At 73.5% G+C, this 23,278-nt stretch carries 27 protein-coding genes and 1 pseudogene; 14 read left to right on the top strand and 14 right to left on the bottom strand.

Annotated features, from left to right (window positions below):
- From ACFYON_RS04015 to ACFYON_RS04005, 3 genes and pseudogenes are all read right to left on the bottom strand, one after another.
- Positions 1-101: pseudogene (locus ACFYON_RS04015) on the bottom strand (electron transfer flavoprotein subunit beta); the annotation flags it as partial.
- A 176-nt stretch (positions 102-277) separates the two neighbouring features.
- On the bottom strand, positions 278-682 hold the full coding sequence (locus ACFYON_RS04010) for a hypothetical protein (RefSeq protein WP_355015231.1): 405 nt from the start codon (positions 680-682) through the stop codon (positions 278-280).
- A gap of 2 nt (positions 683-684) precedes the next feature.
- Positions 685-1,482 (bottom strand): GNAT family N-acetyltransferase, encoded by a 798-nt coding sequence (locus tag ACFYON_RS04005; protein WP_355015230.1) that lies wholly within the window; start codon positions 1,480-1,482, stop codon positions 685-687.
- A 41-nt stretch (positions 1,483-1,523) separates the two neighbouring features.
- On the opposite strand from ACFYON_RS04005, the gene ACFYON_RS04000 reads away from it, so the two are divergent.
- The 3 genes from ACFYON_RS04000 to ACFYON_RS03990 are packed head-to-tail and all read left to right on the top strand — an operon-like array spanning position 1,524 to position 2,631.
- Positions 1,524-1,910: a DUF202 domain-containing protein gene (locus ACFYON_RS04000; protein ID WP_354874106.1), complete on the top strand. Its 387-nt coding sequence runs from the start codon at positions 1,524-1,526 to the stop codon at positions 1,908-1,910.
- Entirely contained in the window at positions 1,907-2,206 is a 300-nt protein-coding gene (locus ACFYON_RS03995) for a DUF202 domain-containing protein (protein WP_355015229.1), read from the top strand. The genes ACFYON_RS04000 and ACFYON_RS03995 overlap by 4 nt, the downstream gene beginning before the upstream one ends.
- A gap of 26 nt (positions 2,207-2,232) precedes the next feature.
- The gene (locus tag ACFYON_RS03990) at positions 2,233-2,631 is read left to right on the top strand and encodes a PLD nuclease N-terminal domain-containing protein (RefSeq protein ID WP_354874110.1); all 399 of its coding nucleotides are present in this window, start codon (positions 2,233-2,235) and stop codon (positions 2,629-2,631) included.
- Positions 2,632-2,686: 55 nt separating this feature from the next.
- On the opposite strand, the gene ACFYON_RS03985 is transcribed toward ACFYON_RS03990, so the two are convergent.
- Positions 2,687-4,309 (bottom strand): acetolactate synthase, encoded by a 1,623-nt coding sequence (locus tag ACFYON_RS03985; RefSeq protein ID WP_387320546.1) that lies wholly within the window; start codon positions 4,307-4,309, stop codon positions 2,687-2,689.
- A 70-nt stretch (positions 4,310-4,379) separates the two neighbouring features.
- Positions 4,380-5,153: an enoyl-CoA hydratase-related protein gene (locus tag ACFYON_RS03980; RefSeq protein WP_354874114.1), complete on the bottom strand. Its 774-nt coding sequence runs from the start codon at positions 5,151-5,153 to the stop codon at positions 4,380-4,382.
- A gap of 133 nt (positions 5,154-5,286) precedes the next feature.
- Here ACFYON_RS03980 and ACFYON_RS03975 point away from each other — a divergent pair, with 133 nt between their 5' ends.
- Positions 5,287-5,820: a DUF6232 family protein gene (locus ACFYON_RS03975; RefSeq protein ID WP_354874116.1), complete on the top strand. Its 534-nt coding sequence runs from the start codon at positions 5,287-5,289 to the stop codon at positions 5,818-5,820.
- Here the strand turns inward: ACFYON_RS03975 and ACFYON_RS03970 are convergent.
- Positions 5,766-6,191: a nuclear transport factor 2 family protein gene (locus ACFYON_RS03970; protein ID WP_354874117.1), complete on the bottom strand. Its 426-nt coding sequence runs from the start codon at positions 6,189-6,191 to the stop codon at positions 5,766-5,768. The genes ACFYON_RS03975 and ACFYON_RS03970 overlap by 55 nt on opposite strands.
- A gap of 58 nt (positions 6,192-6,249) precedes the next feature.
- Here ACFYON_RS03970 and ACFYON_RS03965 point away from each other — a divergent pair, with 58 nt between their 5' ends.
- Positions 6,250-6,732 (top strand): DUF6232 family protein, encoded by a 483-nt coding sequence (locus tag ACFYON_RS03965; protein ID WP_354874119.1) that lies wholly within the window; start codon positions 6,250-6,252, stop codon positions 6,730-6,732.
- A 15-nt stretch (positions 6,733-6,747) separates the two neighbouring features.
- Here the strand turns inward: ACFYON_RS03965 and ACFYON_RS03960 are convergent, their stop codons facing one another.
- Both ACFYON_RS03960 and ACFYON_RS03955 read right to left on the bottom strand, forming a co-directional pair.
- Positions 6,748-8,223, bottom strand: coding sequence for an alpha/beta fold hydrolase (locus ACFYON_RS03960; protein WP_354874121.1), 1,476 nt, complete (start codon positions 8,221-8,223; stop codon positions 6,748-6,750).
- Between the two features lie 39 nt (positions 8,224-8,262).
- Entirely contained in the window at positions 8,263-8,913 is a 651-nt protein-coding gene (locus ACFYON_RS03955; protein ID WP_387320543.1) for a hypothetical protein, read from the bottom strand.
- An 18-nt stretch (positions 8,914-8,931) separates the two neighbouring features.
- On the opposite strand from ACFYON_RS03955, the gene ACFYON_RS03950 reads away from it, so the two are divergent.
- On the top strand, positions 8,932-9,087 hold the full coding sequence (locus tag ACFYON_RS03950) for a hypothetical protein (protein ID WP_387320541.1): 156 nt from the start codon (positions 8,932-8,934) through the stop codon (positions 9,085-9,087).
- Between the two features lie 3 nt (positions 9,088-9,090).
- Here ACFYON_RS03950 and ACFYON_RS03945 read toward each other — a convergent pair whose 3' ends face one another.
- The 3 genes from ACFYON_RS03945 to ACFYON_RS03935 all read right to left on the bottom strand — a co-directional run bounded on the left by ACFYON_RS03945 (position 9,091) and on the right by ACFYON_RS03935 (position 12,261).
- On the bottom strand, positions 9,091-9,987 hold the full coding sequence (locus tag ACFYON_RS03945) for a ribokinase (RefSeq protein ID WP_354874125.1): 897 nt from the start codon (positions 9,985-9,987) through the stop codon (positions 9,091-9,093).
- A gap of 16 nt (positions 9,988-10,003) precedes the next feature.
- Entirely contained in the window at positions 10,004-10,843 is an 840-nt protein-coding gene (locus ACFYON_RS03940) for an ABC transporter ATP-binding protein (RefSeq protein ID WP_387189034.1), read from the bottom strand.
- A gap of 212 nt (positions 10,844-11,055) precedes the next feature.
- Complete coding sequence (locus ACFYON_RS03935; RefSeq protein ID WP_387189033.1) at positions 11,056-12,261, bottom strand: ROK family protein; 1,206 nt, start codon at positions 12,259-12,261, stop codon at positions 11,056-11,058.
- Between the two features lie 124 nt (positions 12,262-12,385).
- Between ACFYON_RS03935 and ACFYON_RS03930 the strand changes: the two genes are divergently transcribed.
- From ACFYON_RS03930 to ACFYON_RS03915, 4 genes are all read left to right on the top strand, one after another.
- Positions 12,386-13,840, top strand: a complete 1,455-nt coding sequence (locus ACFYON_RS03930) for a glycoside hydrolase family 3 protein (RefSeq protein WP_387257427.1) — start codon at positions 12,386-12,388, stop codon at positions 13,838-13,840.
- Positions 13,841-13,952: 112 nt separating this feature from the next.
- Complete coding sequence (locus ACFYON_RS03925; protein WP_354874133.1) at positions 13,953-14,390, top strand: hypothetical protein; 438 nt, start codon at positions 13,953-13,955, stop codon at positions 14,388-14,390.
- Complete coding sequence (locus ACFYON_RS03920; protein WP_387257429.1) at positions 14,387-14,863, top strand: thiol-disulfide oxidoreductase DCC family protein; 477 nt, start codon at positions 14,387-14,389, stop codon at positions 14,861-14,863. Before ACFYON_RS03925 ends, ACFYON_RS03920 begins: the two co-directional genes overlap by 4 nt.
- On the top strand, positions 14,808-15,503 hold the full coding sequence (locus ACFYON_RS03915; RefSeq protein ID WP_355015226.1) for a TetR family transcriptional regulator: 696 nt from the start codon (positions 14,808-14,810) through the stop codon (positions 15,501-15,503). The genes ACFYON_RS03920 and ACFYON_RS03915 overlap by 56 nt, the downstream gene beginning before the upstream one ends.
- 190 nt (positions 15,504-15,693) lie before the next feature.
- Here the strand turns inward: ACFYON_RS03915 and ACFYON_RS03910 are convergent, their stop codons facing one another.
- Positions 15,694-16,359 (bottom strand): GNAT family N-acetyltransferase, encoded by a 666-nt coding sequence (locus ACFYON_RS03910; protein WP_387320539.1) that lies wholly within the window; start codon positions 16,357-16,359, stop codon positions 15,694-15,696.
- 472 nt (positions 16,360-16,831) lie between these two features.
- Here ACFYON_RS03910 and ACFYON_RS03905 point away from each other — a divergent pair, with 472 nt between their 5' ends.
- From ACFYON_RS03905 to ACFYON_RS03895, 3 genes are all read left to right on the top strand, one after another.
- On the top strand, positions 16,832-17,089 hold the full coding sequence (locus ACFYON_RS03905; protein ID WP_354874143.1) for a type II toxin-antitoxin system VapB family antitoxin: 258 nt from the start codon (positions 16,832-16,834) through the stop codon (positions 17,087-17,089).
- Positions 17,089-17,508 carry a PIN domain nuclease gene (locus ACFYON_RS03900; protein ID WP_354874145.1) on the top strand — a complete coding sequence of 140 codons (420 nt, stop codon included), beginning with the start codon at positions 17,089-17,091 and terminating at the stop codon, positions 17,506-17,508. The genes ACFYON_RS03905 and ACFYON_RS03900 overlap by 1 nt, the downstream gene beginning before the upstream one ends.
- Positions 17,509-17,611: 103 nt before the next feature.
- Complete coding sequence (locus tag ACFYON_RS03895; RefSeq protein WP_354874147.1) at positions 17,612-18,130, top strand: hypothetical protein; 519 nt, start codon at positions 17,612-17,614, stop codon at positions 18,128-18,130.
- A 48-nt stretch (positions 18,131-18,178) separates the two neighbouring features.
- Here ACFYON_RS03895 and ACFYON_RS03890 read toward each other — a convergent pair whose 3' ends face one another.
- Both ACFYON_RS03890 and ACFYON_RS03885 read right to left on the bottom strand, forming a co-directional pair.
- The gene (locus tag ACFYON_RS03890) at positions 18,179-18,916 is read right to left on the bottom strand and encodes a Clp protease N-terminal domain-containing protein (RefSeq protein WP_354874149.1); all 738 of its coding nucleotides are present in this window, start codon (positions 18,914-18,916) and stop codon (positions 18,179-18,181) included.
- A 127-nt stretch (positions 18,917-19,043) separates the two neighbouring features.
- The gene (locus ACFYON_RS03885) at positions 19,044-21,434 is read right to left on the bottom strand and encodes a ricin-type beta-trefoil lectin domain protein (protein WP_387320537.1); all 2,391 of its coding nucleotides are present in this window, start codon (positions 21,432-21,434) and stop codon (positions 19,044-19,046) included.
- A gap of 149 nt (positions 21,435-21,583) precedes the next feature.
- Here ACFYON_RS03885 and ACFYON_RS03880 point away from each other — a divergent pair, with 149 nt between their 5' ends.
- Positions 21,584-23,263: a Na+/H+ antiporter gene (locus ACFYON_RS03880; RefSeq protein WP_355015225.1), complete on the top strand. Its 1,680-nt coding sequence runs from the start codon at positions 21,584-21,586 to the stop codon at positions 23,261-23,263.
- The last annotated feature ends 15 nt before the right edge of the window (positions 23,264-23,278 follow it).

Here is a 23,278-nt window from a genome sequence, read left to right as displayed (position 1 = left end):
ACGTTGTTCGCCGAACCGCGGTCGACGGTGTTGTCGTCAGAACGCAGGTTGCGGTCCGCGCCCGAATCAGGCACCTGCTTGACGAGTACGACGATGTTCATCGCGCTTCGACGACCCTCCTGTTTGGTGTAGCGATCACTCGCCCGGTCCCGGGCGCAGCCTCCCGCGTGACGCAACGTGGGTCAACCGCGGGTTGCTGTGCACTTCCCCACGCGGCAATGTTACCCGCAAGTAGCATGGCCACCTCGGCGACCCGGAGTGACGCAACTCACCACCGTCACGCCGCCTCGGCCAGCGCCTGCCGGATCTTCTCGATCGCCGCCGCCTCGGCCGGCTCGATCCCCCGGTGCGCCAGCGCCACCCGCTCCGCCGCGGCCAGCACCACCGACCGGTACGTCTCGACGTCCTCCGGCGACTTGGCGCTCAGGATCTCCACCGAGCGGCCCAACGCGGGCAGCACCACGGACTCGACCTCCAGCGCCGAGTCCCGGGGGAGCTGCGGCAGCGGCCCGGTGGTCAGCGCCTCCTTGACCACGCCGCCTACCTCGGCGAGCGCGCCGGAGGCGGCGAAGCTCTCCCGCACCATGGCCAGCATGCCGGGTACGGCGTTGGAGACCAGGAACACGGCACCGAACGCTCCGGTCTTCAGGGTGAGCCGCTCGTCCGCCGTCAACCGCTCCATGATCACGGAGTGTAGACGTACGGCGTGGAGGTGGTGACCGCAACGAGCCCGAGCCGCTCCAGGATGGGCCGGCTGTCCGGGGAGCAGTCCACCTGGAGCATCGTCTTGCCGCGCTGCTGCGCCAGCCGCGCCCGGTACGCCACCAGCGCCCGGTAGATGCCCTTCCGGCGCCACTGCGGCAGCGTCGAGCCACCCCAGAGGCTGGCGAAGCCGGTGCCGCGCTGGTAGCGGACCCAGCCCGCGCTGACCACCGTCTCCCCCGCCTCCGCCACCACGATCGTGATCGACTGCGGGTCGGCCTCGATCTCCCGCGCCAGCCCGGTCACCAGGCGGCTGCGGTCGTCGTGCCAGACCTCCTCCTCCATGGCGGCGATCCGCTCCAGGTCGGCCCGGCTGGTGACCTCGCGCAGGCGTACCTCCTCGGGGAGCACCGGGACGGCGGCGGCGAGCGGCACGACCGGGCCGACCACGACGGTCTCCTGGTCCTCCGGCACGAAGCCGGCGGCGCGCAGCCGGTCGCCCAGGTCGGCCGGCTCGTCGTGCCCGGCGAGCTTCCACTCGACCGACTCGCCCCGGGCCCGGAAGAACTCGACCTGCCGGGCGATGAGCGCGTCCAGTTCGGCGCCGGTCAGGCCGTCGAGCGTCCGGTAGGTGAGGAAGCCGCGGTGGTCCAGGCCGAGCACACGGAACAGCGGGCCGTCCCGCTCCACCGTCACGCCGACGGGCAACGGGTCCGGCAGCTCCGGGCGGAGCTGGGTGTCGTAGGCGTCGCGTAGCTCGCACGCGTCAAGATCGGTCATCCACCCAGGCTAGGCGCGGGGCAAAGCGGATAATCAGCGGCGTGTGGGAGTCGATCAAGAGCTGGTTCGGCAGGGGTGAACTGCGTTCGGTCGGCACCGCGCCGGACTACCGCTTCTCGCTGGCGAACGAACGGACGTTCCTGGCCTGGCTGCGTACCGGCCTGGCGCTGGTGGCGGGCGGGCTGGCCGCGGCGCAGTTCCTCCCGCCGCTGCGCCTGGCCCACCTGCGCGAGGCGATAGCGGTCGCGCTGCTGCTGCTCGGCGCGGCCGTCTCGATCCGGGCGGTCGACCACTGGGCGCGCACCGAACGGGCCATGCGGCTGAACGAGGAGTTGCCCGCGTCCCGCTTCCCGGCCGTCCTGGCGCTCGTCGTCGCGATCGGCGCGCTGCTGCTGGTGGCCGCCGTGCTACTGGGCGGGGCGCGGTGACCCGGGACCCCGGCCTGCAACCCGAGCGCACCCGGCTGGCCTGGCGACGGACGCTGCTCACGCTGACCGCTGTGCTGCTGCTCCAGCTCCGGCCGGCGTTGCGCGGCCAGGCCGTGGACGCGGCGCTGACCGGGCTGGCGATCCTGGTCTGGCTCACCGTGCTGGTGGTGACGTGGCGGCGGGCCACGGGCGCCGGACCGCGCCGGTTCGACCGCTGGTCGGTGCCGCTGACCGCGCTCGGTGCGGCCGGACTGGCGGTGCTCGGTGTGGCGCACGTGCTCAGCGGGGTGCACTGACGTGCGGCGGTGAGCCATCATGAGGCATGGCCCGCCTCTACGTGCTGTTCTTCCTGGTCCAGATCGTCCTTGCCGTCGTCGCGCTGATCAGTTGCCTCTCCGCCGACGAGGAGAAGGTCAAGGCGCTGCCCCGGATGATCTGGGTGCTGATCATTCTCTTCTTTCCGCTGGTCGGCTCGATCGCCTGGTTCCTGGTGGGCCGCGAGCGCCCGGCCGGGACCGCCGGCGTCACCGGCACGGCCGGTCCCGCCGCCCCGGCCCGCCGCCCGCTCGCCCCGGACGACGACCCGGAGTTCCTCGCCTCGCTCGCCGAGCGGTCCCGCCGCGAGGACCAGGAACGGCTGCGGCTGTGGGAGGAGGACCTGCGCCGGCGCGAGGAGGAGCTGCGCGGCCGCCCGGACGACAGGGACCGCCCCGAGGTCTGACACGCGCCGCGGGCCGCCCGCCGGTCACCCGGCGGACGGCCCGCACGCGCCGTGTTCAGGCCAGGTTCGACGAGCGGGGGTACGCGTCCGCGGGGTCGGTCAGCACGTTCACCAGGTACGGCACGCCCGAGTCGAACGCGCGCCCCAGCGCGGGCCCGAGGTCGGCGGCCTTCTCCACCGTCTCGCCCCCGCCGCCGAGCGCCTCGACCACCTTGTCGTAGCGCAGCCCCGGCTGGAGGTCGGCGGCCACGTCGTAGCCGTACATCGCCCGCATCGGGTGCTTCTCCAGACCCCAGATGCCGTTGTTGCCGACCACGATCACCACCGGCAGCTTCTGCCGGACCAGCGACTCCACGTCCATCAGCGAGAAACCGGCCGCGCCGTCGCCCATCAGCACGCAGATCTGCCGGTCCGGGTGGCTGACCCGGGCGCCCATGGCGTAGCCCATGCCGGTGCCGAGGCACCCGTACGGGCCGGGGTCGAGCCAGGTGCCGGGCTGGGCCGGCTCCAGGTACCGGCCGGCGTACGACACGAAGTCGCCGCCGTCGCCGATGGTGATGGCGTCCGGGGCGAGCGCCTTGCGCAGCTCGCCGTAGATCCGGGCCGGGCGGATCGGGTCGGTCTCGGCGGCCATCTCCGCGGCGTCGCGGGCCTTCGCCGCGTCCTCGGCGGTCCGCAGCTCGGCGATCCAGTCGGCGTGGTCGGCCCGATCACCGGCGTGGTCGGCGAACGCGCCCAGGATCAGCCGCAGGTCACCGGCCGGCGCGGCGGCCGGCTGCACGTGCCCGGCCCGCTGGCTGGGCGCGTCCACGACGTGCACCACCCGGGCGTCGCCGAAGTCGCCGAAGGAGAGCCGGAAGTCCAGCGGGGTGCCGATCACCACGACCACGTCGGCGCCCTTGAGCGCGACCCGGCGGGCCTTGGCGAAGGCCAGCGGGTGCTCCGGCGGCAGCGCGCCCCGGCCCATGCCGTTTGTGAACACCGGCACCCGCAACGACTCGGCGGCGGCGCGCAGCGCCTCGACGGCGTCGCCCGCGTACACGTCGGAGCCGGCGATGATCACCGGCCGGGACGCGCCCGCGATCAGGCCGGCCGCCTTCGCCACCTCGTCCGGGTCCGGCTCGATCGGCGCCGGCGGCGTGACCGCCGGCAGGTCGGCGTCGCCGACCGAGAAGACCGCCTCCAGTGGGAAGTCCAGGAACACCGGGCCGCGGTGCGGGGTGAGCGCGGTGGTCAGCGCCGCCGACACCGCGCGCGGGATGTCGTCGGCGCTGAACACCGTCTCGGCGTGCTTGGTGACCGGCGCGACCAGCGGCAGGTGGTCCATCTCCTGGAGGCTGCCCGAGCCCCAGCGGAACTGCGGGGCACGCCCGCCGAGCACCAGCACCGGCGAGGCGTTGAAGAACGCGCTGGTCAGACCGGAGACGCCATTCGTGACGCCGGGGCCGGCGGTGAGCACGGCCAGGCCGGGGCGGCGCTGGAGCTTGGCCACCGCCTCGGCGGCGAACACCGCCGACTGCTCGTGCCGCACGTCGTAGAGGGGGAAGCCCGCCTTGTGGGCGGCGTCGTAGAGTGGGAAGACGTGCCCGCCGGAGAGCGTGAACATCTCCCGTACGCCGTGCGCGCGTAGTGCCGCGAGCGCCAGATCGCCGCCGTGGCCCTCGATCCGCTCCGTCATGCCATTCCCCTTCGTCGACCGACCGCTGTCACGTTACTGGCCGGTATCGCGGATGTGAACAGCTCTCGCGTCAGCGGCCGGTGAAGCCCGGCTTGCGCTTCTCCACGAACGCGGCCATGCCCTCGCGCCGGTCGTCGGTGGCGAACAGCGCCGCGAAGAGCTGGCTCTCCCAGGCCAGGCCGGAGGTGAGGTCCATGTCCAGACCCGCGTCCACGGCCGCCTTCGCCGCCCGCAGCGCCTGCGCCGGCCCGGTCAGGAACGGCTTCACGTACGCCACCGCGGCGTCGTAGACCTCCGCGGCGGGCACCACCTGGTCGGCCAGGCCGATCCGCAGCGCCTCGGCGGCGTCGACCATCCGACCCGTCATGATCAGGTCCTTGGCGCGGGCCGGACCGACCAGCCGGGCCAGCCGCTGGGTGCCGCCGGCGCCCGGGATGATGCCGAGCTTGATCTCCGGCTGGCCGAGCTTGGCGTCCTCGGCCACGATCCGCCAGTCACAGGCCAGCGCCAGCTCGCAGCCGCCGCCGAGCGCGTAGCCGGTGATCGCGGCGACGACCGGCTTGGGGATGCGGGCGATCGCGCCGAGCGCGCTGGACAGATTGGCCGCGCGCTCCGCCATGTCCACGTAGGACATGTCGGCCATCTCCTTGATGTCCGCCCCGGCCGCGAAGACCTTCTCCCCGCCGTACACGATGACGGCGCGGACCTCGGCGTCGGCGGTGGCCGCCGCCGCGGCGGCGCGCAACCCCTCCTGCACCTGGGTGTTGAGCGCGTTCATCGGCGGCCGCTCCAGCCGGATGGTGCCGATGCCGTCCTTCACTTCCAGCTTGACGAACTCGCCCACGCTGCCCTCACTTCCTCGTCGAAGTCGCGTGCCAACCTTACGACTCGCCTCGTTGGGGTAGACAGTGTGGTGTCGGCGACGTCCAGGTCGCCGCGCCGGAGTCGCCGCCGCCCCGCCCACCGGGAGTGAGGCCATGATCACCTACTACGACGACCGTTCGGTCCAGGTCACCTCCACCGTGGTACGGGTGGACGGGCGCAGCTACCCGCTCGCCGAGCTGACCACCGTGTGGCACCGGCGGGGCGAACGCTCGTGGCGGGTGCTCGCCGGGCGCGGCGCGATCGGGGCCGCGCTCGCCGGGCCGCTGGTGACCGCCGTGCTGGGCATCGGGCTGGCCGTGTGGCTGCACCGCTCGGCGGTGGTCACCATCGCCATCGTCGGCGCCTCGGTGCTGGTCGGCCTCGCCGTCGGGCCGCTCGCCGACTTCCTCTTCGAGTACCTGGACCGCTCCTACACCCGGGGCAGCCGGGAGATGGAGATGTGGGCGCAGTGGCGGGGTCAGACGGTACGGCTGCTGCACACCCGCGACGCGATGCGCTTCGGCCAGATCTACCGGGCGGTGCAGCGCGCCATGGAGAGCCTGCCCGCCGCGCCGGGTCGTCCCGCCTCCCGTCAGAACGTGATCGGCTCGTCCGGCAGCAGGCCGAGCCCGCGCAGCAGGCCGTAGGTGTCCTGTTCGCCCCAGAACTGCACGATCCGGCCACCGGCCAGGCGGTACATCTTGCAGGCGCTCTGCACAGTGGTCGCCCCGGTGGCGTCGCGCCGGTACGTCTGCGCCACCGACACCACCACCCGGTCCCCGGCCGCGAAGATCTCCAGGATCTCCTGGTCGAGCACGGTCAGGCCGGGCGAGGAGACGGCGGCCTCGGGGTAGCGCCGACCGCGTACCGCCACGCCGGAGCCGTAGATCTGCACGTCCTCGTCGACCACCTCGGCCAGCTCGGCCAGGTCCTTCGTGACGAAGGTGCGCAGGTAGCGCTTGACCACCTCGATGTTGCGCGCCTGCTCGTCGCCGCCGACACCGGCCCCGCCCGTCATACCGTCACCCTACCGACGCTCGACCGTCCGGTGTCGACACACGCGGTTAGGCTGATTCATGGCCCTCTATTACCGGGACGACGCGGTACAGGTCACCTCGGACGCGATCCACGCGGGTGGTCGGGTCGTCGCGCTCGCCGACGTCACGTACGTCTGGCACGAGCGCGGCACCACCACACTCGCGGTCCGGGGGCGGGTGCTGGGACGCGGGGTGCTGGTCCTGCTGCTGTCGCTGCCACCGCTGGTCGCGGTGGTGTGCGCGCTCTCCCTCGCCTGGTCGGCGCAGGACCGGGGCGAGTGGAAGCTGGCCCTGATCATCGTGGCCGCGTTCGTGGTGATCGGGCTGGCGCTCACCCCGTTCCTGGAACTGCCGCTCGGCTGGCTGGACCGTTCCTACGAGCGCGGCAGCCGGGTGCACGAACTGTGGGTGCAGCACCACGGCCGGGAGACGATGCTGGTCCGCACGCCCGACGCGCTGCGGTTCGGGCAGATCTACCGGGCCGTGCAGCGCGCGGTGGAACAGCAGACCGACAGCCGATGAGCCGCCCGGCGCCGGTCAGGCCAGCGGCAGCGTGGTCGCCATCGGCCAGGCCAGCAGCACCGCCCCGAGCAGCGGCGCCAGCCACCACGGCGCGGCCCGGCGGCGCAACACCTCGGCCCAGGCCGCCTGCCAGGCCACCAGCGCCGCGAACAGCGGCACCACCAGCAGCACGAACCCGGGCGCCAGGCCGATCAGCGCCGCGCCGGCCAGCACCAGCACGGCGATGCCGCCGGCGGCCGCGTAGCCGAGGCCGTGGCCGTCGGTGAGCCGCTCGGCGCCGAGCAGGAAGACCAGGCAGCAGAGCGTCACCAGGGGCAGCAGCCACCACCGGGCCCCGACCGGCACGGTCGAGGTGAGCCCGAGATGAAGCGGCAGCGCGACAGCGAGCACGGCGTACCCGAGGAGCACGGCCGCGACCACCGCGGACCGGACGCCACCCCCGGTCGCTGACGGCCGCCCGGGACGCGCGAAGCGTGCTGCGGCGGCCAGCAGCACGCCGGTGAGCAGCAGGAACACCGCGACATATCCGCCCACGGCGAGCGGCAGCCGAGCGGTGGGCAGCAACGCGGCGAGCGCGGCGCCCAGCCCGGCCGCCGGCACCGTCGCGGCGAGCCACCGGGTGGTACGCGGACCGCCGGTGCCCGGCCGCGCCCGGCGCGGCAGCAGCGCCGCAAGCGGCACGAAGCCCAGCGCGAGCCCTGCCAGCAGCAGGGCGGCCCCGCCCGGCCGGGTCAGCGGGGACGGCTCCGGCCCGCCGGTACGGTCCGGCAGCGCGTCGAGCACCGCGGCGTGGGTACGCGGCGCGAACAGCACCGACACGTGCTCGACGCCGGGCGCCACCACCCGCGTCCGGGTGCCCGGCGGCGCGTCCCGGGTCACCTCGTCGACGGCCTGGCGGAAACCGGCGAACTCCAGGCCGCCCACCACCAACGTCAGCTTCCCCGGCCAGCCGGCCGGCACGTCACCGCCGTCGGGCAGCGAGATCGCCACGGTCCGGTCGATCTCCGGATGCGCCACCGCGTACCTGGTGACCGCGCCGGCGCCCATCGAGTGCCCGACCAGGACGATCCGGTCCGGGTCGACACCGGGGCGTCCGCGCAGCCACGCCACTGCCACGTCCAGATCGTGCCGCAGCCGCGCCCGGGCGCCTTCCCCGTCCCGCCCGGCGCCGGGCAGCCGGGACCCGCTGGCGCCGTGCCCGGCGAAGTCGAGCAGCACCGCGACGCCGCCCTGGCGGGCCACCGAGTCGGCCAGCGGCCGCATCAGCCGGGCCGACCCGGCGAAGCCGTGCGCGATCACCACACCGGGCCGCCGGCCACCGTCCGCGCCGTCCGCCCGGACCTCGGTCAGCGGCACCCCGGCCACCGTCGCCCGCCGGGTGCTCAGCCCGGCGTCGGCGCGGACCAGGAGCAGGGCGCCCAGGACCATGGCGAGCAGCGCGACCAGGCCGCAGGCGAGCGTTCGCCGCGACACCGAGCCGGGGGTGGGCATGCGGGCACCCTACGCCCCGCCGGGAGCCCGGCGTCACGATCACCGCCGGGTGGCCGCCGGGCGGCAGTGGCCCCGACGCCGCACACTGGATGTCATGGCAATCCCTCTCCCCCGGCCCGGCGCCCTGCTCGGCCTCACCCGCAACGCAGTGGACCAGGCGCTCGGCTCGGCGGTCACGATGGCCTCGGTACCCGCTCGCGCCTTCGCCGTCCTCGACCAGGTGGAGGCGCTGGTCCGGCGGATCGACGGGGTGGTCGACCGGATCGAGGGCACGCTCGACCGCACCGACCGGGTGCTCACCGACGCCGAGACGGCGGTCCGCGAGGTGGCGGTGATCAGCGCCGCCGCGACCGCGGCGATCGACACGGCGACCGAGGTGGCCGCCGCCGCGACGGTGGTGGTCGGCGAGGCGCAGCGGGTTTCCGCGGCGGCGGCCGCTGTGGTCGGCGAGGCCGACCGGGTGGCCCGCAGCGCGGCCGGTCTGGTCACCGAGGCGGAGACGGTGACCGCGCGGGCCGCGGGCACGCTGGCGACGGCGGACAGGGCCGCGGGCACGGCGAGCGAGCTGCTGGCCGCGTACGAGGCGACGCTGCGCCGGGCCGCGCCGATGGCCGCCCGCTTCGTGGAGCAACTCAGCCCGGAGGAGGTGACCGCCGCGATCCGGCTCGTGGACGAGTTGCCGAAGCTCAAGCAGCATCTGACCCTGACGTGCTGCCGATCCTGGCCACGCTGGACCGGGTCGGCCCGGACCTGCACGACCTGCTGGACGTCACCCGGGATCTCAAGCTCGCGGTCGCCGGCATCCCCGGGCTCGGCATGCTGCGCCGCCGCGGCGAACGCCTCACCGACGAACCGGCCGGCTGAGGCTCAGCCGCCCAGGAACAGCTCGTCGATCTCCGCGCGGCGCGGCAGCGCCACCGAGGCGCCGAGCTTGCGCACGCACGCCGCACCGGCAGCCGCCGCCCAGCGCACCGCCTCGGCCAGGTCCCGCCCCTCGCCCCAGGCCACCGCGAGAGCAGCGGTGAACGCGTCCCCGGCGGCGGTCGAGTCGACCACGTCGACCGGCACCGCCGGCACGTGCGTCGCCGGCCGGTCCCGGTCGACGTACCAGGCGCCGTCGCCGCCGAGCGTGAGCACCGCCCGGGGCACCAGATCCAGCAGCGCCGCCGGCTCGTCCCGGCCACGGCCGGTCAGCGCCTGCGCCTCCGGCTCGTTCACCACCAGCAGGTCGGTGGCCGCCAGCAGCTCGGCCGGCACCGACCGGGCCGGCGCGGCGTTGAGCACCACCCGGGTGCCCGCCGACCGGGCCGCCAGCGCCGCCTCGGTCACCGTCTCGACAGGCACCTCCAACTGCGCGACCAGCACGTCCGCATCGCGTACGGCGGAGAGCTCGTCGGCGGTCGGCGACGTGAACGCGGCGTTCGCTCCCGGGGTGACCAGGATGGCGTTCTCCCCCGCGCCGCCGACCATGACCAGCGCGACGCCGGACGGGCCGTAGACCACCCGCAGGTGGCCGGTGTCCACGCCGGCGGCTGTCATCCGGGCCCGCAGCGTCACCCCGAACGAGTCCGATCCGATCGCGCCGAGGAAGACGCAGGACGCGCCGGCGCGTACCGCGGCCACCGCCTGGTTGGCCCCCTTGCCGCCGGGCAGCATGACGAAGTCGTCACCCAGCACCGTCTCGCCGGGCCGGGGCAGCGCGGCGCCGATGCCGACGAGGTCCATGTTGGCGCTGCCGACGACGGCGATCCGGGTCTGCGGCACGGTGTCGTCCCGTCGCTCAGGCGGCGCGGGCGGCCCAGCGGTCGCCGGACCGCGTGACCACCAGCGGCAGGCCGAACGTCTTCGACAGGTTGTCGGCGGTGAGCACGTCGGCGAGCAGCCCCTGCGCCACCACGCCGCCCTCGCGCAGCAGCAGCGCGTGGGTGAAGCCCGGCGGGATCTCCTCGACGTGGTGGGTGACCAGCACCATGGCCGGCGCGTCCGGGTCGTACGCCAGCTCGGCCAGCCGGGCCACCAGGTCCTCGCGCCCACCCAGGTCGAGCCCGGCGGCGGGCTCGTCGAGCAGCAGCAGCTCCGGGTCGGTCATCAGCGCGCGGGCGATCTGCGTCCGCTTGCGCTCGCCCTCGGACAGCGTGCCGTACACGCGGTCGGTGAGGTGGCCGACGCCGAGCTGGCGCAGCAACGCGGCGGCGCGGGCCTCGTCGGTGCGGTCGTAGCTCTCCCGCCAGCGGCCCACCACCGACCAGGCGGCCGTCATCACCACATCGACGACCCGCTCCTCGGCGGGGATCCGCTCGGCGAGCGTCGCCGTGGACAGGCCGATGCGGGTACGCAGCTCGTTGACGTCGGTACGGCCGATGCGCTCGCCGAGCACGTGCGCGACGCCGCTGGTCGGGTACAGCCGCCCGGCGGCCAGGTTGAGCAGCGTGGTCTTGCCCGCGCCGTTCGGCCCGAGCACCACCCACCGTTCGTCCAGCTCGACCTGCCAGTCGACGTCGTGCACCAGCGCCGTGCCGGAACGCTTGACGCCGACCCCGTCGAGGCTGACCACCAGATCCGCGTCCACGGTCGAGGGGGCGAGGGCGCCCGGGGCGCCGGGGATCAGGTCACCAGTCACCGCTCCATCCAATCACGCACCCGGTCCGGCGCCCTCCACGGGCGGCGCCGCCGCCGTAGGGTGGGGCACCGTGTCGTTGGTCACCGCTTGCGGCTGGCGGTCGCGCCGGCCCTGCTGAAGAACCCGCAACGGCGCACGCCCCGGCAACTCCTTGCCAACCCTGACGCCATGATGAAGGATTCCTTCACATGGCGTCCGGGTGTACGACGCGGTCAGCCGACCGTCGAGCCGAACACCTCGTCGCGGACCGCGTCCAGCGCGGTACGCAGCGCGCCGCGCAGGATCGGCTCCTCGGTCAGCCCGGTGGTCACCACCCGGGGCCGGACCAGCGTGATCGCGGCGACCTCGTGCTGCACCCGCTCGGCCAGCGCCGCGCCGCCGGCCTGTCCGACCGCGCCGGCGAGCACCACGAGCGGCGGGTCGAGCACCACGCAGGTGCTCGCCACACCGAGCGCCAGCCGCCGGGCCAGCTCGTCGAGCATCGGCCCACCGGCGGTGCCGGCGGCGATGGCCGCGCGTACCACCTCGGCCGCCCGGGCCGCCGCGACGCCCTGCTCCGCCGCGTCCGGGCTGGCGAAACCGTGGTCGGCGGCCACCGCACGTATCGCGTCGGCGCCAACGAGCTGCTGGAACGCCGGCTTCGCCCGCTTGGACACGTCGCGCGGGATGGGTGCGCCCGGCACCGGCAGGTAGCCGATCTCGCCTGCCGCGCCGCTGCTGCCGTGGTGCAGCCGCCCGCCCAGCATGATCGCCAGGCCGACGCCCGCATCCACCCAGACCAGCACAAAGTCGGCTGTGCCCTGGGCCGCGCCGGACTGCGCCTCGGCCACCGCCGCCAGGTTCACGTCGTTCTCGAAGACGACCGGGGTGTCCAGGTCCTCGCGGAGCGCGGCGAGCAGGCCGCTGTGCCAGCGCGGCAGGTTGAACGCGAACGTGATGTCGCCGGTCTGCGGGTCGACCAGGCCGGGGGTGCCGAGCACGACGCGCCGGACGGCGGACAGCTCCGCCCCGGCGCTGCTGGCCGCCTGGACCACCGCGTTGTGCACCACGCCGACCGGGTCGTCGGTGTCCTTGGTGGACTGCTCGACCCGGCCGGCCACGGCGCCGGTGATGTCGGCGCAGGCCGCCACCACCCGCTCCGCGCCCACGTCCACGCCCACCACGTACGCGCTGCCCGGCCGGACGGCGTAGAGCTGGGCGTTCGGGCCCCGCCCGCCGGCCTGCTCACCGACCCGGGCGACCAGGCCCCGTTCCTCCAGCCGCTCGACGAGTTGGGACGCGGTGACCTTGGACAGCCCGGTCAGCTCACCGATCCGGGCCCGGGTCAGCGGGCCGCGCTCGAGCAGCAGCTCCAGCGCCGCACGATCGTTGAGCGCCCGCAGGAGTCGGGGGGTGCCGGGCAGCCGGGTCGCACTCATACCAACGTCCTCAATTTTCAGTAAAGTTCTCTAACCACAAAACGCCTGCCGAGGGGTGCCCGCTAGCGTATCGGCCACCCCCATCCGCAGCGGCCGGACGACCCGGCAGGGAAAGGGGATACTCGTGGGTCTGGATCCAGGACTGCGCCGGCTCGCGCTGGGCACGCTGCTGGCCGCGTACCCGGGGCCGATCCCGCCGGACTGGGCGGTCGACCTGCTCGCCGACGGGCTCGCCGGGCACACCCTGTTCGGCACCAACATCCACGACCCGGCCCAGGTGGCGGCGTCCACGGCGGCGCTGCGCGCCGGCCGCCCCGACGTGATCGTCGCGATCGACGAGGAGGGCGGCGACGTCACCAGGCTGGCGCACGCCACCGGCAGCCCGTACCCGGGAAACGCCGCACTGGGCGCGGTGGACGACCCCGGCCTCACCCGCCAGGTGTACGCGGCGATCGGCGCGGAGCTGGCCGCGCTGGGCATCACCGTCGACCTCGCGCCCACCGTCGACGTGAACACCGCCGACGAGAACCCGGTGATCGGCACCCGCTCGTTCGGGGCGGACCCGAAGCGCGTCGCGGTCCACTCGGCCGCCGCCGTCGCCGGCCTCCAGTCGACCGGCGTGGCCGCCTGCGCCAAGCACTTCCCCGGGCACGGCGCCACAGTCGCCGACTCCCACCACGAACTGCCCACAGTCGACGTGCCGCCGGCCGTGCTGCGGGAACGCGACCTGCCGCCGTTCGCCGCCGTCGTCGACGCGGGCGTCCGCGCGGTGATGACCGCGCACATCCGGGTGCCGGCGCTGACCGGCGACGGCCCTGCCACGTTCAGCCGCGCGGTCCTGCACGACCTGCTGCGCGTCGAGTACGGCTTCACCGGCGCCGTCGTCACCGACGCGCTGGAGATGAAGGGCGCGGTGCTCGCCGCCGGCGGGGTCGGTCCGGGCGCGGTCCGGGCCCTGGCCGCCGGCGCGGACCTGCTCTGCATCGGGGCCCGGGTGGACGCCGAACTGGTCGAATCGGTCGCCGCCGAGATCGTCGCGGCGATCGACGACGGCCGGCTTGCGCGCGAGCGGGTCGAGGAGGCCGCCGGCCGGACGGCGGCGCTCGCCGCCGCCACCGGCCCCGCCGACACCCCGCCGCCCGCCGTCGAGGGCCTCGGCTACGCCGCCGCGCTGCGGGCGGTACGCGTCGAGGGCGACCTCACCCGCTCCACCGCGCCGCTCGTGGTGCAGGTGCACGCCCTCTCCACCATCGCCGAGGGCCGGGTGCCGTGGGGGCTCGGCCCGCACCTTGCCGCCGGGGTCGAGCAGGCCCGGGCGGTGGCGGGCGAGACCGACCCGGAGCAGGTGCGGCGGCTCGCCGGTGACCGGCCGGTCGTGCTGGTCGGGCGGCACCTGCACCGGCTGCCCGGCGCGCGCGAGCTGGTCGAGGCGCTGGCCGCCACGCATCAGGTGACAGTGGTCGAGATGGGCTGGCCGGGCGCCTGGCGGCCGGTGGGCGCGCGCGCCTTCGTCGCCACCCACGGCGCCAGCCACGCCAACGGCCGGGCCGCCACCGAGGTGCTCGGCCTGACCGCCTGACCCACGCCCACGCCCTTGCCGCCGTCGCCGGACGACGTTATTGAACGCGTTCAAAATTTGTCGTAAGCTCACGTCGCCCTTGATTTGAACACGTTCAAGAAAGGCGACGGGGATGGACGCGAAGGTCTGGATGTACCTGGCCTACCTGACGGTGAGCATCGGTCTGACCATCTGGGTGGCACGGGCGCTGTCCCGCAACGGGCAGGTGTTCCTGGAGGACGTGTTCGCCGACAGCCGGCTGGCCGGGGCGGTGAACAGCCTGCTGGTGGTCGGCTTCTACCTGCTCAACCTCGGCTACGTCACGGTGGCGATGAAGGAGTCCGATCCGGTCGGCGACACCAGCCAGGCGCTGGAGCAGCTCTCCATGAAGGTGGGATTCGTTCTGCTGGTGCTCGGCGCGCTGCACTTCTTCAACGTCTTCGCGCTCGGCCGATACCGGCGCGGCCGCCTGCGCCAGCAGGCCACCCACCCGCCGCTGCCGCCGGTCAGGATGCTCCCGCCGCAAGGTGGGCCCGTGCCGGCGGCGGGCCCGAACCCGCCGGCCCGGTGACGTCCGCCGCGGGCGGGCACCAGCAGGATCCCACCGGGCACGGGGCCGGTGGGATCCGCGGGTTCACCGTCCTGTTCGACGCGGAATGCCCGATGTGCCGGGCCGCCCGGCGGTGGCTGGCCTCGCACGCCCAGCTCGTACCGCTGGAGTTCGTGCCGGCCGGGTCCACCGAGGCCCGGCGGCGCTTTCCCGGGCTGGACCACGACGCCACGTTGCGCGACCTGACGGTGGTGGCCGACACCGGCGCGGTCTACCGCGGCGACGGCGCCTGGTTCGCCTGCCTCTGGGCGCTCGCCGAGCATCGCGGCACGGCCGAACGGCTGGCCCGCCCACACCTGCTGCCGCTGGCCCGGCGGGTGGTGGCGGCGGCCTCCGCGGTCCGCGAGCGGATCCGGGAACCGGGATACGGTGACGACGATGACCGAGCAGAGTGCGCCGACGACCGCTGCGGGTGGGTCGACGGCCCGGGGTGAGCAGACCCGCCAGCTGATCCTGGACACCGCGATGCGGCTGTTCCGCGAGCGCGGGTACGCGCGCACCACCATGCGCGCCGTCGCCCAGGAGGCGGGCGTGGCGGTGGGCAACGCCTACTACTACTTCGACTCCAAGGAGCACCTGGTCCAGGAGTTCTACGCGGGCACCCAGCGCGAGCACCGGGAGACGGCCGCGCCGGTGCTCGCCCGGGAGCGGGACTTCGCGCCGCGACTGGCCGGGGTGCTGCACGCGGGCATCGACGTGCTGAGCCCGTACCACGCGTTCGCGGGCGCCTTCTTCAAGACGGCCGCCGAGCCGACCTCGCCGCTCAGCCCGTTCTCCGCCGAGTCGTCGGCACCCCGGGACATGTCGATCGCGCTGTTCCGCGAGGCGCTGACCGGCTCCACCGCCAAGCTCGACGCCGAGCTGCGCGAGGCCCTGCCCGAGCTGCTCTGGCTCGGCTACATGGGGGTGGTGCTCTACTGGGTGCACGACCGCTCGGACGGGCAGGTCAAGACCCGGCAGCTCATCGACGGCGTGGTGCCGCTCGTGGACCGGCTGGTGGGGCTGTCCCGGCTGCGCGTGCTGCGGCCGGTCACCCGCCAGGCGCTCGCGCTGATCCACACGCTGCGCCACTGACCTCAGCGGGCGCTCCGGGCAGCGATTCCGCAGGTGAGAGTCCGTAACCGGACAATGACGCACCCCTTGTTCACCACCGGCACTAAACATAGCGTTACCGATGCCGGGCCTGGGGAAGAGCTGCGGACCGTGGATCCGGCCCGGGATCCACGGTCCGCGCCGGGCCGCTCGCCCGGCCGGCCCACCCCGGTCAGCGCGGGAAGACGCCGAACGCGGTGAAGCCCCGCTCCGGGAACCCGGCCGCCTCGGCCACCCGCGCGGACGCGGCGTTGCCGGGGTCGTGCAGGTAGGTGGGGATCGCCCCCTCGTCCAGCACCCGGCGCGCGGCCTCCGCGACCAGCCGCCGGGCCAGGCCGCGCCCGCGCGCCGCCGGCACCGTGCCCACCGCCAGCTCGTGCCCGTACGCGTCGTGCCGCTTGATCCCCACGCCGGCCCGGTACTCGCCGTCGGCGCCCCGGACCACCAGCACCTCCCGGTCGAACAGCCGCAGCCACGGCGGCAACCCGGACAGCGTGGGGGGCACCCACTCCCCCGCCTCGGGCAGCGGTGCCGGGTCGGTGCACCAGCGCAGGACCGAGGTGTGGGTGATGAACTCGGGCGTGCCGACCGCGCCCGGCAGCGCGGGCAGCCACTCGTCGAGCGGCCGGTCGCGCACCAGCGCCCGTACCGCCTCCACCCGGTCGGCGGCCACCGAGAGGACGGTGCTGCCGTCCGCGGTCACCGCGAGGGCCGGGCGCAGCCGCCCGTCCCAGGCCGGGAGGGCGCGGCGGTAGGACCGGACCACGTGCAGCCCGGGGCCCGCCGGCCACTGCCCCAACCAGGTCGCCAGATGAAGGAAGACCCGCCGGTCGAGCACGTGATCATGGTACGCCGTGCCGCCGCACCCATGTCTGCGGAATCGGCCGATCGCGCCGGCGGTTGAGACGCGCGGCCGACGGGTAGAGGGTCGGCACGCCAGCGACGGGTGCCGATTCCCGCTTCCGCCACCGGTCGCAGGATTCCGGCGCTTCGCGGAACCGACGGCATCGACCCTGCGTCACATCCATTTCCATACATGTACAAGTTTCTCTGGGACGGTAGTGGTCATGCCTCACGAACCGAATGACCGATTCCAGCAGGGCGCGGAGCGCCGCTGGCGGGCCGCCGCAGACGCCGGACGGTTTCCGGCGCAGCCGGCATACCGCGAGGCCCGCGACCGGGCTACTTCCTGGGCCGAGGTGAATGCCCAGCCGGCCGCCGCCTGGCACGGCTCCGCGACCGGCTGACGCACCAGGATCGCGTTTAAGTTGGTGCTCCCCGGCAACGAGCCGTGGTGTACGTTCGAGGGCATGACTCGCATCACCGTCGACGTGAACGATGAATGGCTGGAGTCGGCACGCGAGGTGCTGGGCACCGACACCAAGGTCGCCACCATCAACGCCGCGCTGCACGCGTTCGCCGTCAGGCGGCAGGCCAAGGAGATCGTCGCCGCCTTCGACCAGGTGGAGATGGACTTCACCGATTCGGAGGAGGGCTGGCGTTACGGCGGCGGACGCGACCTGAGCCGGCTCGCCGAGCGGGCGCGCGAGGGCGAGGCCGCAGCCTGATGGCCGGGCGCGTCTACCTCGCCGACACCTCGGTGTACGTGCTTCAGGGCCGCCACCAGATCGTCCGGAAGCGCTTCGAGACACTCCTGGCCGAGGGCCGTCTGGCCGCGTGCCAGATGACCTCGCTGGAGTATCTGAACAACGCCCCGACACCCAAGGGCTACGAGATCCTGTGGCAGGCATTGCGGGGTCACCGCTGGCTGGACGTCACCGCCGAGGCGATGGACCGTGCCCTGACGGTGCACCGCCTGCTGGCCGCGGAGAGCCAGCACCGCAACTTCCGGCTGCCCGACCTGATCATCGCGGCGACAGCGGAGCTGCACGGTGCCACCGTCCTGCACTACGACGCCGACTACGACCGGATCGCCGCGCTCACCGGCCAGCCCGCCGAGTGGGTCGCCCCGAAGGGCAGCCTCTAGAAGGCGGACGACACACCGGCTGGGCGGCGTACCAGCCTTCGCACACCTGTGCGGTAGCGTCTTGTGGTCCGATTTCCGGCCTACGACAGGAGAAGCTCCGCGCATGGGCAAGAAGACGATCCACGTCTCCGACTTCACCGGTCGGGTGCTGAGCCCCGACGACGAGGTGGTCAAGGTCGTCGTCCTGGAGCACCCGGACCTGGTCGCCGGCCCCGTGCAGCTCGACGCCACCCCGGTCGAGGTGGAGAGCATCGACGACGCGGCGCTGGACGTCGCGGTGGTGGAGATCCACGACCGGCACGGCCACGGCGAGCCGCGCCGCGTGGTGCTGACCGCCGGCGAGTTCGACGCGATGGCGACCGACGTGCCGATGGCACAACTGCTGCGTACCGCCGAGCGGGTCAAGCCGCCCAAGGCCCGGCGCGCCACCGAGAAGACCGACTACGGCACCATCGAGCACGCCGGACGGCCGCATCGCGGCCGGGTCACCGAGGAGGAGGCCCGGCTGGTCCGGGAACACCTCGACGAGGTGAACAAGCGCCTCGCCGACGCCGGCATCCGCCAGGTCGACCCCGCCGACCCGGAGCACGCCGCCCGGTACGGCTTCCCCACCGCCGCCTGACACCCGCGTCCCGGGCACGCGCCCCCGTGACGCGTGCCCGGTGCGACGTCAGGCCCCTTCCCGGTTGATCTCGGCCAGCGCCGTCTCGAACGCCGATTCCAGCGCGGTTTTCTCCAGGCCGGCCCTGCGCAGCACGCCGCCGTCGCCCTCCTCCTCCAGCAGGGCGAGCAGGATGTGCTCGGTACCGACGTGGTGGTGGCCCATCCGCAGCGCCTCCCGGAACGTCAGCTCCAGGACCTTCTTGGCGCGCGCGTCGTAGGGGATCAGGTCCGGAACCGGGTCGGCCTTCGCGGGCAGCGTCGCGGTGACGACCTCCCGCAGCCGCTCCAGGCGTACGCCCCGAGCCACGATCGCGGCGGCGGCCCGCCCTTCCGGCTCGGCGAGCAGCCCGAGCGCGACGTGCCCCGGGGTGATCTCGGCGTTGCCGGCGGCCCGCGCCTCCTCCTGCGAGGCCAGCACGACGTTGCGGGCGCGCGGAGTGAACCGGCCGAACCCGGCGTTCGGGTCGAGCGCGGCGGCTGTCTCCGCCTTGGCGGCGGAACGCTTCTGGGCGGCCTGTTTGCTCACCCCCATGCTGCGGCCGATCTCCGTCCACGAGGCGCCGGAGCGGCGCGCCTGGTCGACGAAGTGCCCGATGAGGTGGTCGGCGACGTCGCCCAGGTGGTCGGCCACGAGGACCGCGTCGGCCAACTGGTCGAGCGCGCCGGTGCGCGACTTCTTGATGCCGTCGATGAGGTCGTCGAGGCGTACCGGATGGGTCATCTTGTGCGGTTCGGTCTCCTCCATGCGTCAACAATAGGTTGACGATCGGATGGCGTCAACCCGCAGTTGACGCGCGCTCGAGCGCCGACCCGGCCACCGCTGCGGGCGGCCGGGTCGGCGACGGGAAAGACGGGTCAGCGCGCGCTGCGGGTCAGCCGCGTACCCACCGCTGGTTGTTGCCGCCGTTGCAGGTCCAGATCTGCACCGCGGTGCCGTTGGTGGTGCCCTGCCCGTTGACGTCCAGGCAGAGACCCGAGCCGACCCCGACGATGGTGCCGTCGGCGTTGATCCGCCACTGCTGGTTGCTGCCGCCGGTGCAGGTCATGATCCGCGCGCGGCTGCCGGACGCGGTGCCTGGGACGTCGAGGCACTTGTTGCCGTACACGGTGAGCTGGTTGTTCGTGCCGACCGTCCACTGCTGGTTGGGCCCACCGTTGCAGTCCCAGATCTGCACGACCGCGCCGTCGGCCTGGCTGGCGCCGTTGACGTCGAGGCAGCGGTTGGCGCTCGCGCTGCGCACCTCTCCGGTCGGGCCGCTGGAACCGTCGCCCGGCGTGATCTCGAGGTTGTCGAACTGGGCGGTGACGCCCTGGCCGGTGCCGTACCCGATCTGGCCGGCCACCCAGGCGGAGTCCGACACGGTGCCGACGGTGGTGCCGTCGATCGCCGCGGTGAGGGTGCTGCCATTGAGCTTCAACGAGAGGTTGTGCCAGCGTCCGGTGCCCAGCGCCGCGGTGTTGCCGCTGGCCAGGGTGCGCCAGTTGCCGCTGGTGTTGTTGCTCCGGATCGACCAGGCGCCGCCGTCGGTGACCCGGAAGTAGTAGCCGTTGAGGTTCTGCGGGCCCTGGTGGTTGTAGGTGTTGCCGCGGCCGATGAGCTGGGCGTAGCCGGGCTTCTCCAGCAGCACGTCCGAGGAGACCGTGTAGTTGCGCCAGGTCAGATCGCCCAGCAGGGCGTACGGTTCGGCCTGGCCGGACGTCCAGTAGATCGGCGCCTGCTCGGACATCTGGCGGACGCACTGTCCGGTCCGGCCGCCGCCGCAGCCGACGATCTCGAACGAGCCCTGCTGGTCCATCAGGTACCGGGCCTCGCGCCCGGTGGCATAGCTGTCGAAGTTGTCGCGGTACGGCAGATCCAGGGTGCCCTGGGCCGGACTGACAGCCGTGCCTTTCCCCTGCCCACTCGTGGTGGTGATGCTGTAGACGTAGCCGGGTTGAACGGTGAGCGAGAAGCGCCCGCCGTTCGGTGTGATGTCGGCGCCCCGGACGAAGTGCTCGGCGCTGTTGTTGGACCTGAGGTTCGTCGCCCACACGCGCACCGTGCCGGCGGAGAGCCCGCCGGTGACGGTGACGTCGAGCTGCTGGGCCGAGCCGGCGTCCTGCGTCTCGATGATGGTGCTCCAGTCGCTGTTGTTCGTGGACTTCAGCGAGACATAGCTGCCGTTGCCGCGGTTGCCCCCCAGGTAGCCGCTGGACGAGTCGAGATAGCGCCAGCCCGGCGCCGTGAACTGGGTGGTGTGCGCCATCACCCAGGTGCTCCTGCCGATCGAGTAGGCGCCGGACCACGGCTGCTGCGCCACCGCCACGCCGGTGGTCGCCCAGGGAATGTTGGGGGTGACGGCGGCGATCACCGGCCAGTTGATGTACCCGGTCATCTTGCCGTCGAGGTAGCCGCGGTTGATGCCCCGGGCGAGGGCCGACGCGCCGGCGTTGTAGTCGTCGGAGCCGTTCTCACTGGCCCACAGCTGCTTGCCGGTGGAGATCGCATTGGCGGAGCTGGGGCAACTGGTCTGGGCGCTGCGGTAGCCGCAGACGTAGTGGCTGCCGAAGACCTGCACCGCGTTGGCGAACGCCGGGTCCCGCAGCGAGTCGTCGGCGGCACCCCACCCGAAGTCGTCCGAGGCGACGATCTTCACGTTGCCGTAGCCGCGGGAGTCGAGTGTGGAGCGCAGGTTCTTGTACCAGGTGGTGTTGTAGCCCTTCTCGTTCCACCCGCCGAGGTAGTTGATGGTCAGTCCGTGCGTCGCCGCGCAGTCCAGCCACCCGACGAGGTAGTTGATCGAGTCGGTGGACCAGAAGTTGCCGTTGCCGATCCAGCCGGGCGCTCCCCAAGCCAGACCGACCAGGGCGATGGCGGGGTTCCGCGCCCGCGCCTGCTCCATCAGCCACCACTCGTAGCCCCGGTTGCAGTTCACGCTGCCCCGGGTGTGCTCGTGGCTGGGCTCGGCGCCGGAGGTGGAGTTGGTGTCGCCGCCGATCTCCACCTTCATCAGTTGCATCGCGGCGCCGTAACCCGGCTTGAACAGGTAGTCGAGGATGTCGCTGCGCTGCGGCTCCGGGTAGTCGATCAGGAGTCTGCTGTTTCCGCCGCCGCCGCTGACCGCGCCGACTCCGTCGAGCGCGCGGCCGCCGGAGGCGCCGTTGACGGTGAGGGCGGTCGCCGCCCGGGCTGGCGCGGCGGGGACGGTCAGCGCGAACGCCGTCACCATCGCGGCCACCGCCGCCGACGCCATCCGTCGCCACGCCACATGTTCTCCGCTCATCCTGCTGGACACCGACCCACCTCCAGATAGACACACGTCTATCAAACGTTAGGCATGTTAGCGTTCACACCACGAGTTGGTCAACGCCTCGCCGGCCCGGGCCCCACCCCACCGAACGACGCTCGCGAAAACGGGTAAGGTCGGTCGGGGTGAGCACCCATTCGACACTGCTGTTCGTGCTCGCCGCCGTCGCGGTCGTCATCGCCGTGCGGTGGGTGGCGGCGCGCAGCGGTCTACCGGCGGCGGCGCTTCTGCCCCTCATCGGCATCGCGTACGCGCTGCTCCCCGGCCCCAACGTCGACCTCGATCCCGACCTCGTGCTCATGGTCGTGCTGCCACCGTTGCTCTACAGTGCCGCGCTCGACTCGTCGCTGCTGGACATCCGCCGCAACCTGCGGATCGTGGTCAGCCTCTCCGTGGTGCTGGTGCTCCTCACCGGACTGCTCGTCGGCGTCGGGTTCCACCTGTTCGTCGCCGGCGCGACCCTGGCCGCAGGCATCGCGGTCGGCGCCGCCGTCGCCCCGCCCGACCCGGTCGCCGCCCTGGCCGTGGGCCGCCGGGTCAACCTGCCGCCGAAGATGGTCACGATCATCCAGGGCGAAGGGCTGCTGAACGACGCCACCGCGCTGACCATGCTCAGCGTCGCGGTGGCAGCCGCCGTGGGCGGCGAGTTCTCGTTCCACGCCGCGGTCGGGCAGTTCGTGCTCGCCGCGGCCGGCGGGATCGCTGTGGGTGTGGTCGTCGCCCGGGCCAAACGGCTGGTCCGGCCGCTCACCGCGGACCCGCTGCTGTCCAACGCGATCTCGCTCGCGACACCGTTCGTGGCCTACCTCCTCGGCGAGGCGCTGCACGTCTCCGGCGTACTCGCAGTGGTCGTCGCCGGCCTGATCGTCGGCCACCAGACGCCCCAGTTCGGGTCCGGGGCAGCCCGTCTCCAGACCAACGCCGTGTGGCGACTCGTCGACTTCCTCCTCGAAGGCTTCGTCTTCCTGCTCATCGGCCAGCAGCTCCCCGCCGTCATGCGGGGTCTGCGCCAGTACGACACGTCGACCATCGTCATCGCCGTCGCCGTATCCGTCGGCGTGGTCCTGCTCCTGCGCCCGGCCTGGCTGATCCTGACCCAGTGGCTCCCCCGGTCGCTGCACACCCGGCTGGGCGGCGTCGCCGAACAGGACGACACCGACACGCCCGGCGGGGCGCTTCGAGCCGGGCGTGCCGAGCGCAACGCCCGCGGGCTGACCGCACGCGAGGTGGTGGCGCTGAGCTGGTCCGGCACCCGGGGCGTGATCAGTCTGGCCGCCATCTTCACGCTGCCCCTCACCACAAACAGCGGAGACCCGTTCCCCGACCGCGACCTGCTGCTGTTCTGCACCTTCGTGGTCGTGCTGGTGACGCTCGTCGGGCAGGGCCTGACGTTCGCGCCGCTCGTGCGGATGCTCGGCCTGCGCGCCGACGAGGCCGACCAGGCGCGGGTACGCAACGAGGCCCGCTCCGCCGCCGTCGAGGCCGCCCTGGCCCGCCTCGACACCGTCGCCGCCGAGGAGCCGGACACGCGGGTGGCAGTCAACACCACCCGCGCCCAGTTGCTGACCCGGCTGGCCCGCTACCGGGGGCGGCTCGACCTCCTCCAGCAGAGCGGATCGTCGGAGCTGCCCACCTCACCCGAGTACGAGACGGCGCTGCGGGTCCACCGGACCGCGCTGGAGGCACAGCGCGAGGAGTTGCTGCGGTGGCGCGACTCCGGCCGGCTCCCGGACGAGGAGCTGCGCGTGCTGGAACGCGAACTCGACCACGAGGAGCTGCTGCTGCCGAAGCGGGCGCCGAGCTGACCCTGGGCCCGGCGC

This window comes from Micromonospora sp. NPDC005686 (assembly GCF_042871665.1).
In the GTDB taxonomy this organism is placed as follows: domain Bacteria; phylum Actinomycetota; class Actinomycetes; order Mycobacteriales; family Micromonosporaceae; genus Micromonospora.
The sequence above is the reverse complement of the archived record's forward strand: the minus strand, read 5'-3'. Positions and strand labels throughout refer to the sequence as shown.

Excerpts from the sequence above, each read along its gene's own strand:
- ACFYON_RS04010 (WP_355015231.1), bottom strand. The coding sequence starts at position 682 with ATGGAGCGGTTGACGGCGGACGAGCGGCTCACCCTGAAGACCGGAGCG.
- ACFYON_RS04005 (WP_355015230.1), bottom strand. The coding sequence starts at position 1,482 with ATGACCGATCTTGACGCGTGCGAGCTACGCGACGCCTACGACACCCAG.
- ACFYON_RS03990 (WP_354874110.1), top strand. The coding sequence starts at position 2,233 with ATGGCCCGCCTCTACGTGCTGTTCTTCCTGGTCCAGATCGTCCTTGCC.
- ACFYON_RS03985 (WP_387320546.1), bottom strand. The coding sequence starts at position 4,309 with ATGACGGAGCGGATCGAGGGCCACGGCGGCGATCTGGCGCTCGCGGCA.
- ACFYON_RS03975 (WP_354874116.1), top strand. The coding sequence starts at position 5,287 with ATGATCACCTACTACGACGACCGTTCGGTCCAGGTCACCTCCACCGTG.
- ACFYON_RS03970 (WP_354874117.1), bottom strand. The coding sequence starts at position 6,191 with ATGACGGGCGGGGCCGGTGTCGGCGGCGACGAGCAGGCGCGCAACATC.
- ACFYON_RS03965 (WP_354874119.1), top strand. The coding sequence starts at position 6,250 with ATGGCCCTCTATTACCGGGACGACGCGGTACAGGTCACCTCGGACGCG.
- ACFYON_RS03960 (WP_354874121.1), bottom strand. The coding sequence starts at position 8,223 with ATGCCCACCCCCGGCTCGGTGTCGCGGCGAACGCTCGCCTGCGGCCTG.
- ACFYON_RS03935 (WP_387189033.1), bottom strand. The coding sequence starts at position 12,261 with ATGAGTGCGACCCGGCTGCCCGGCACCCCCCGACTCCTGCGGGCGCTC.
- ACFYON_RS03925 (WP_354874133.1), top strand. The coding sequence starts at position 13,953 with ATGGACGCGAAGGTCTGGATGTACCTGGCCTACCTGACGGTGAGCATC.
- ACFYON_RS03915 (WP_355015226.1), top strand. The coding sequence starts at position 14,808 with ATGACCGAGCAGAGTGCGCCGACGACCGCTGCGGGTGGGTCGACGGCC.
- ACFYON_RS03905 (WP_354874143.1), top strand. The coding sequence starts at position 16,832 with ATGACTCGCATCACCGTCGACGTGAACGATGAATGGCTGGAGTCGGCA.
- ACFYON_RS03900 (WP_354874145.1), top strand. The coding sequence starts at position 17,089 with ATGGCCGGGCGCGTCTACCTCGCCGACACCTCGGTGTACGTGCTTCAG.
- ACFYON_RS03895 (WP_354874147.1), top strand. The coding sequence starts at position 17,612 with ATGGGCAAGAAGACGATCCACGTCTCCGACTTCACCGGTCGGGTGCTG.
- ACFYON_RS03890 (WP_354874149.1), bottom strand. The coding sequence starts at position 18,916 with ATGGAGGAGACCGAACCGCACAAGATGACCCATCCGGTACGCCTCGAC.
- ACFYON_RS03885 (WP_387320537.1), bottom strand. The coding sequence starts at position 21,434 with ATGAGCGGAGAACATGTGGCGTGGCGACGGATGGCGTCGGCGGCGGTG.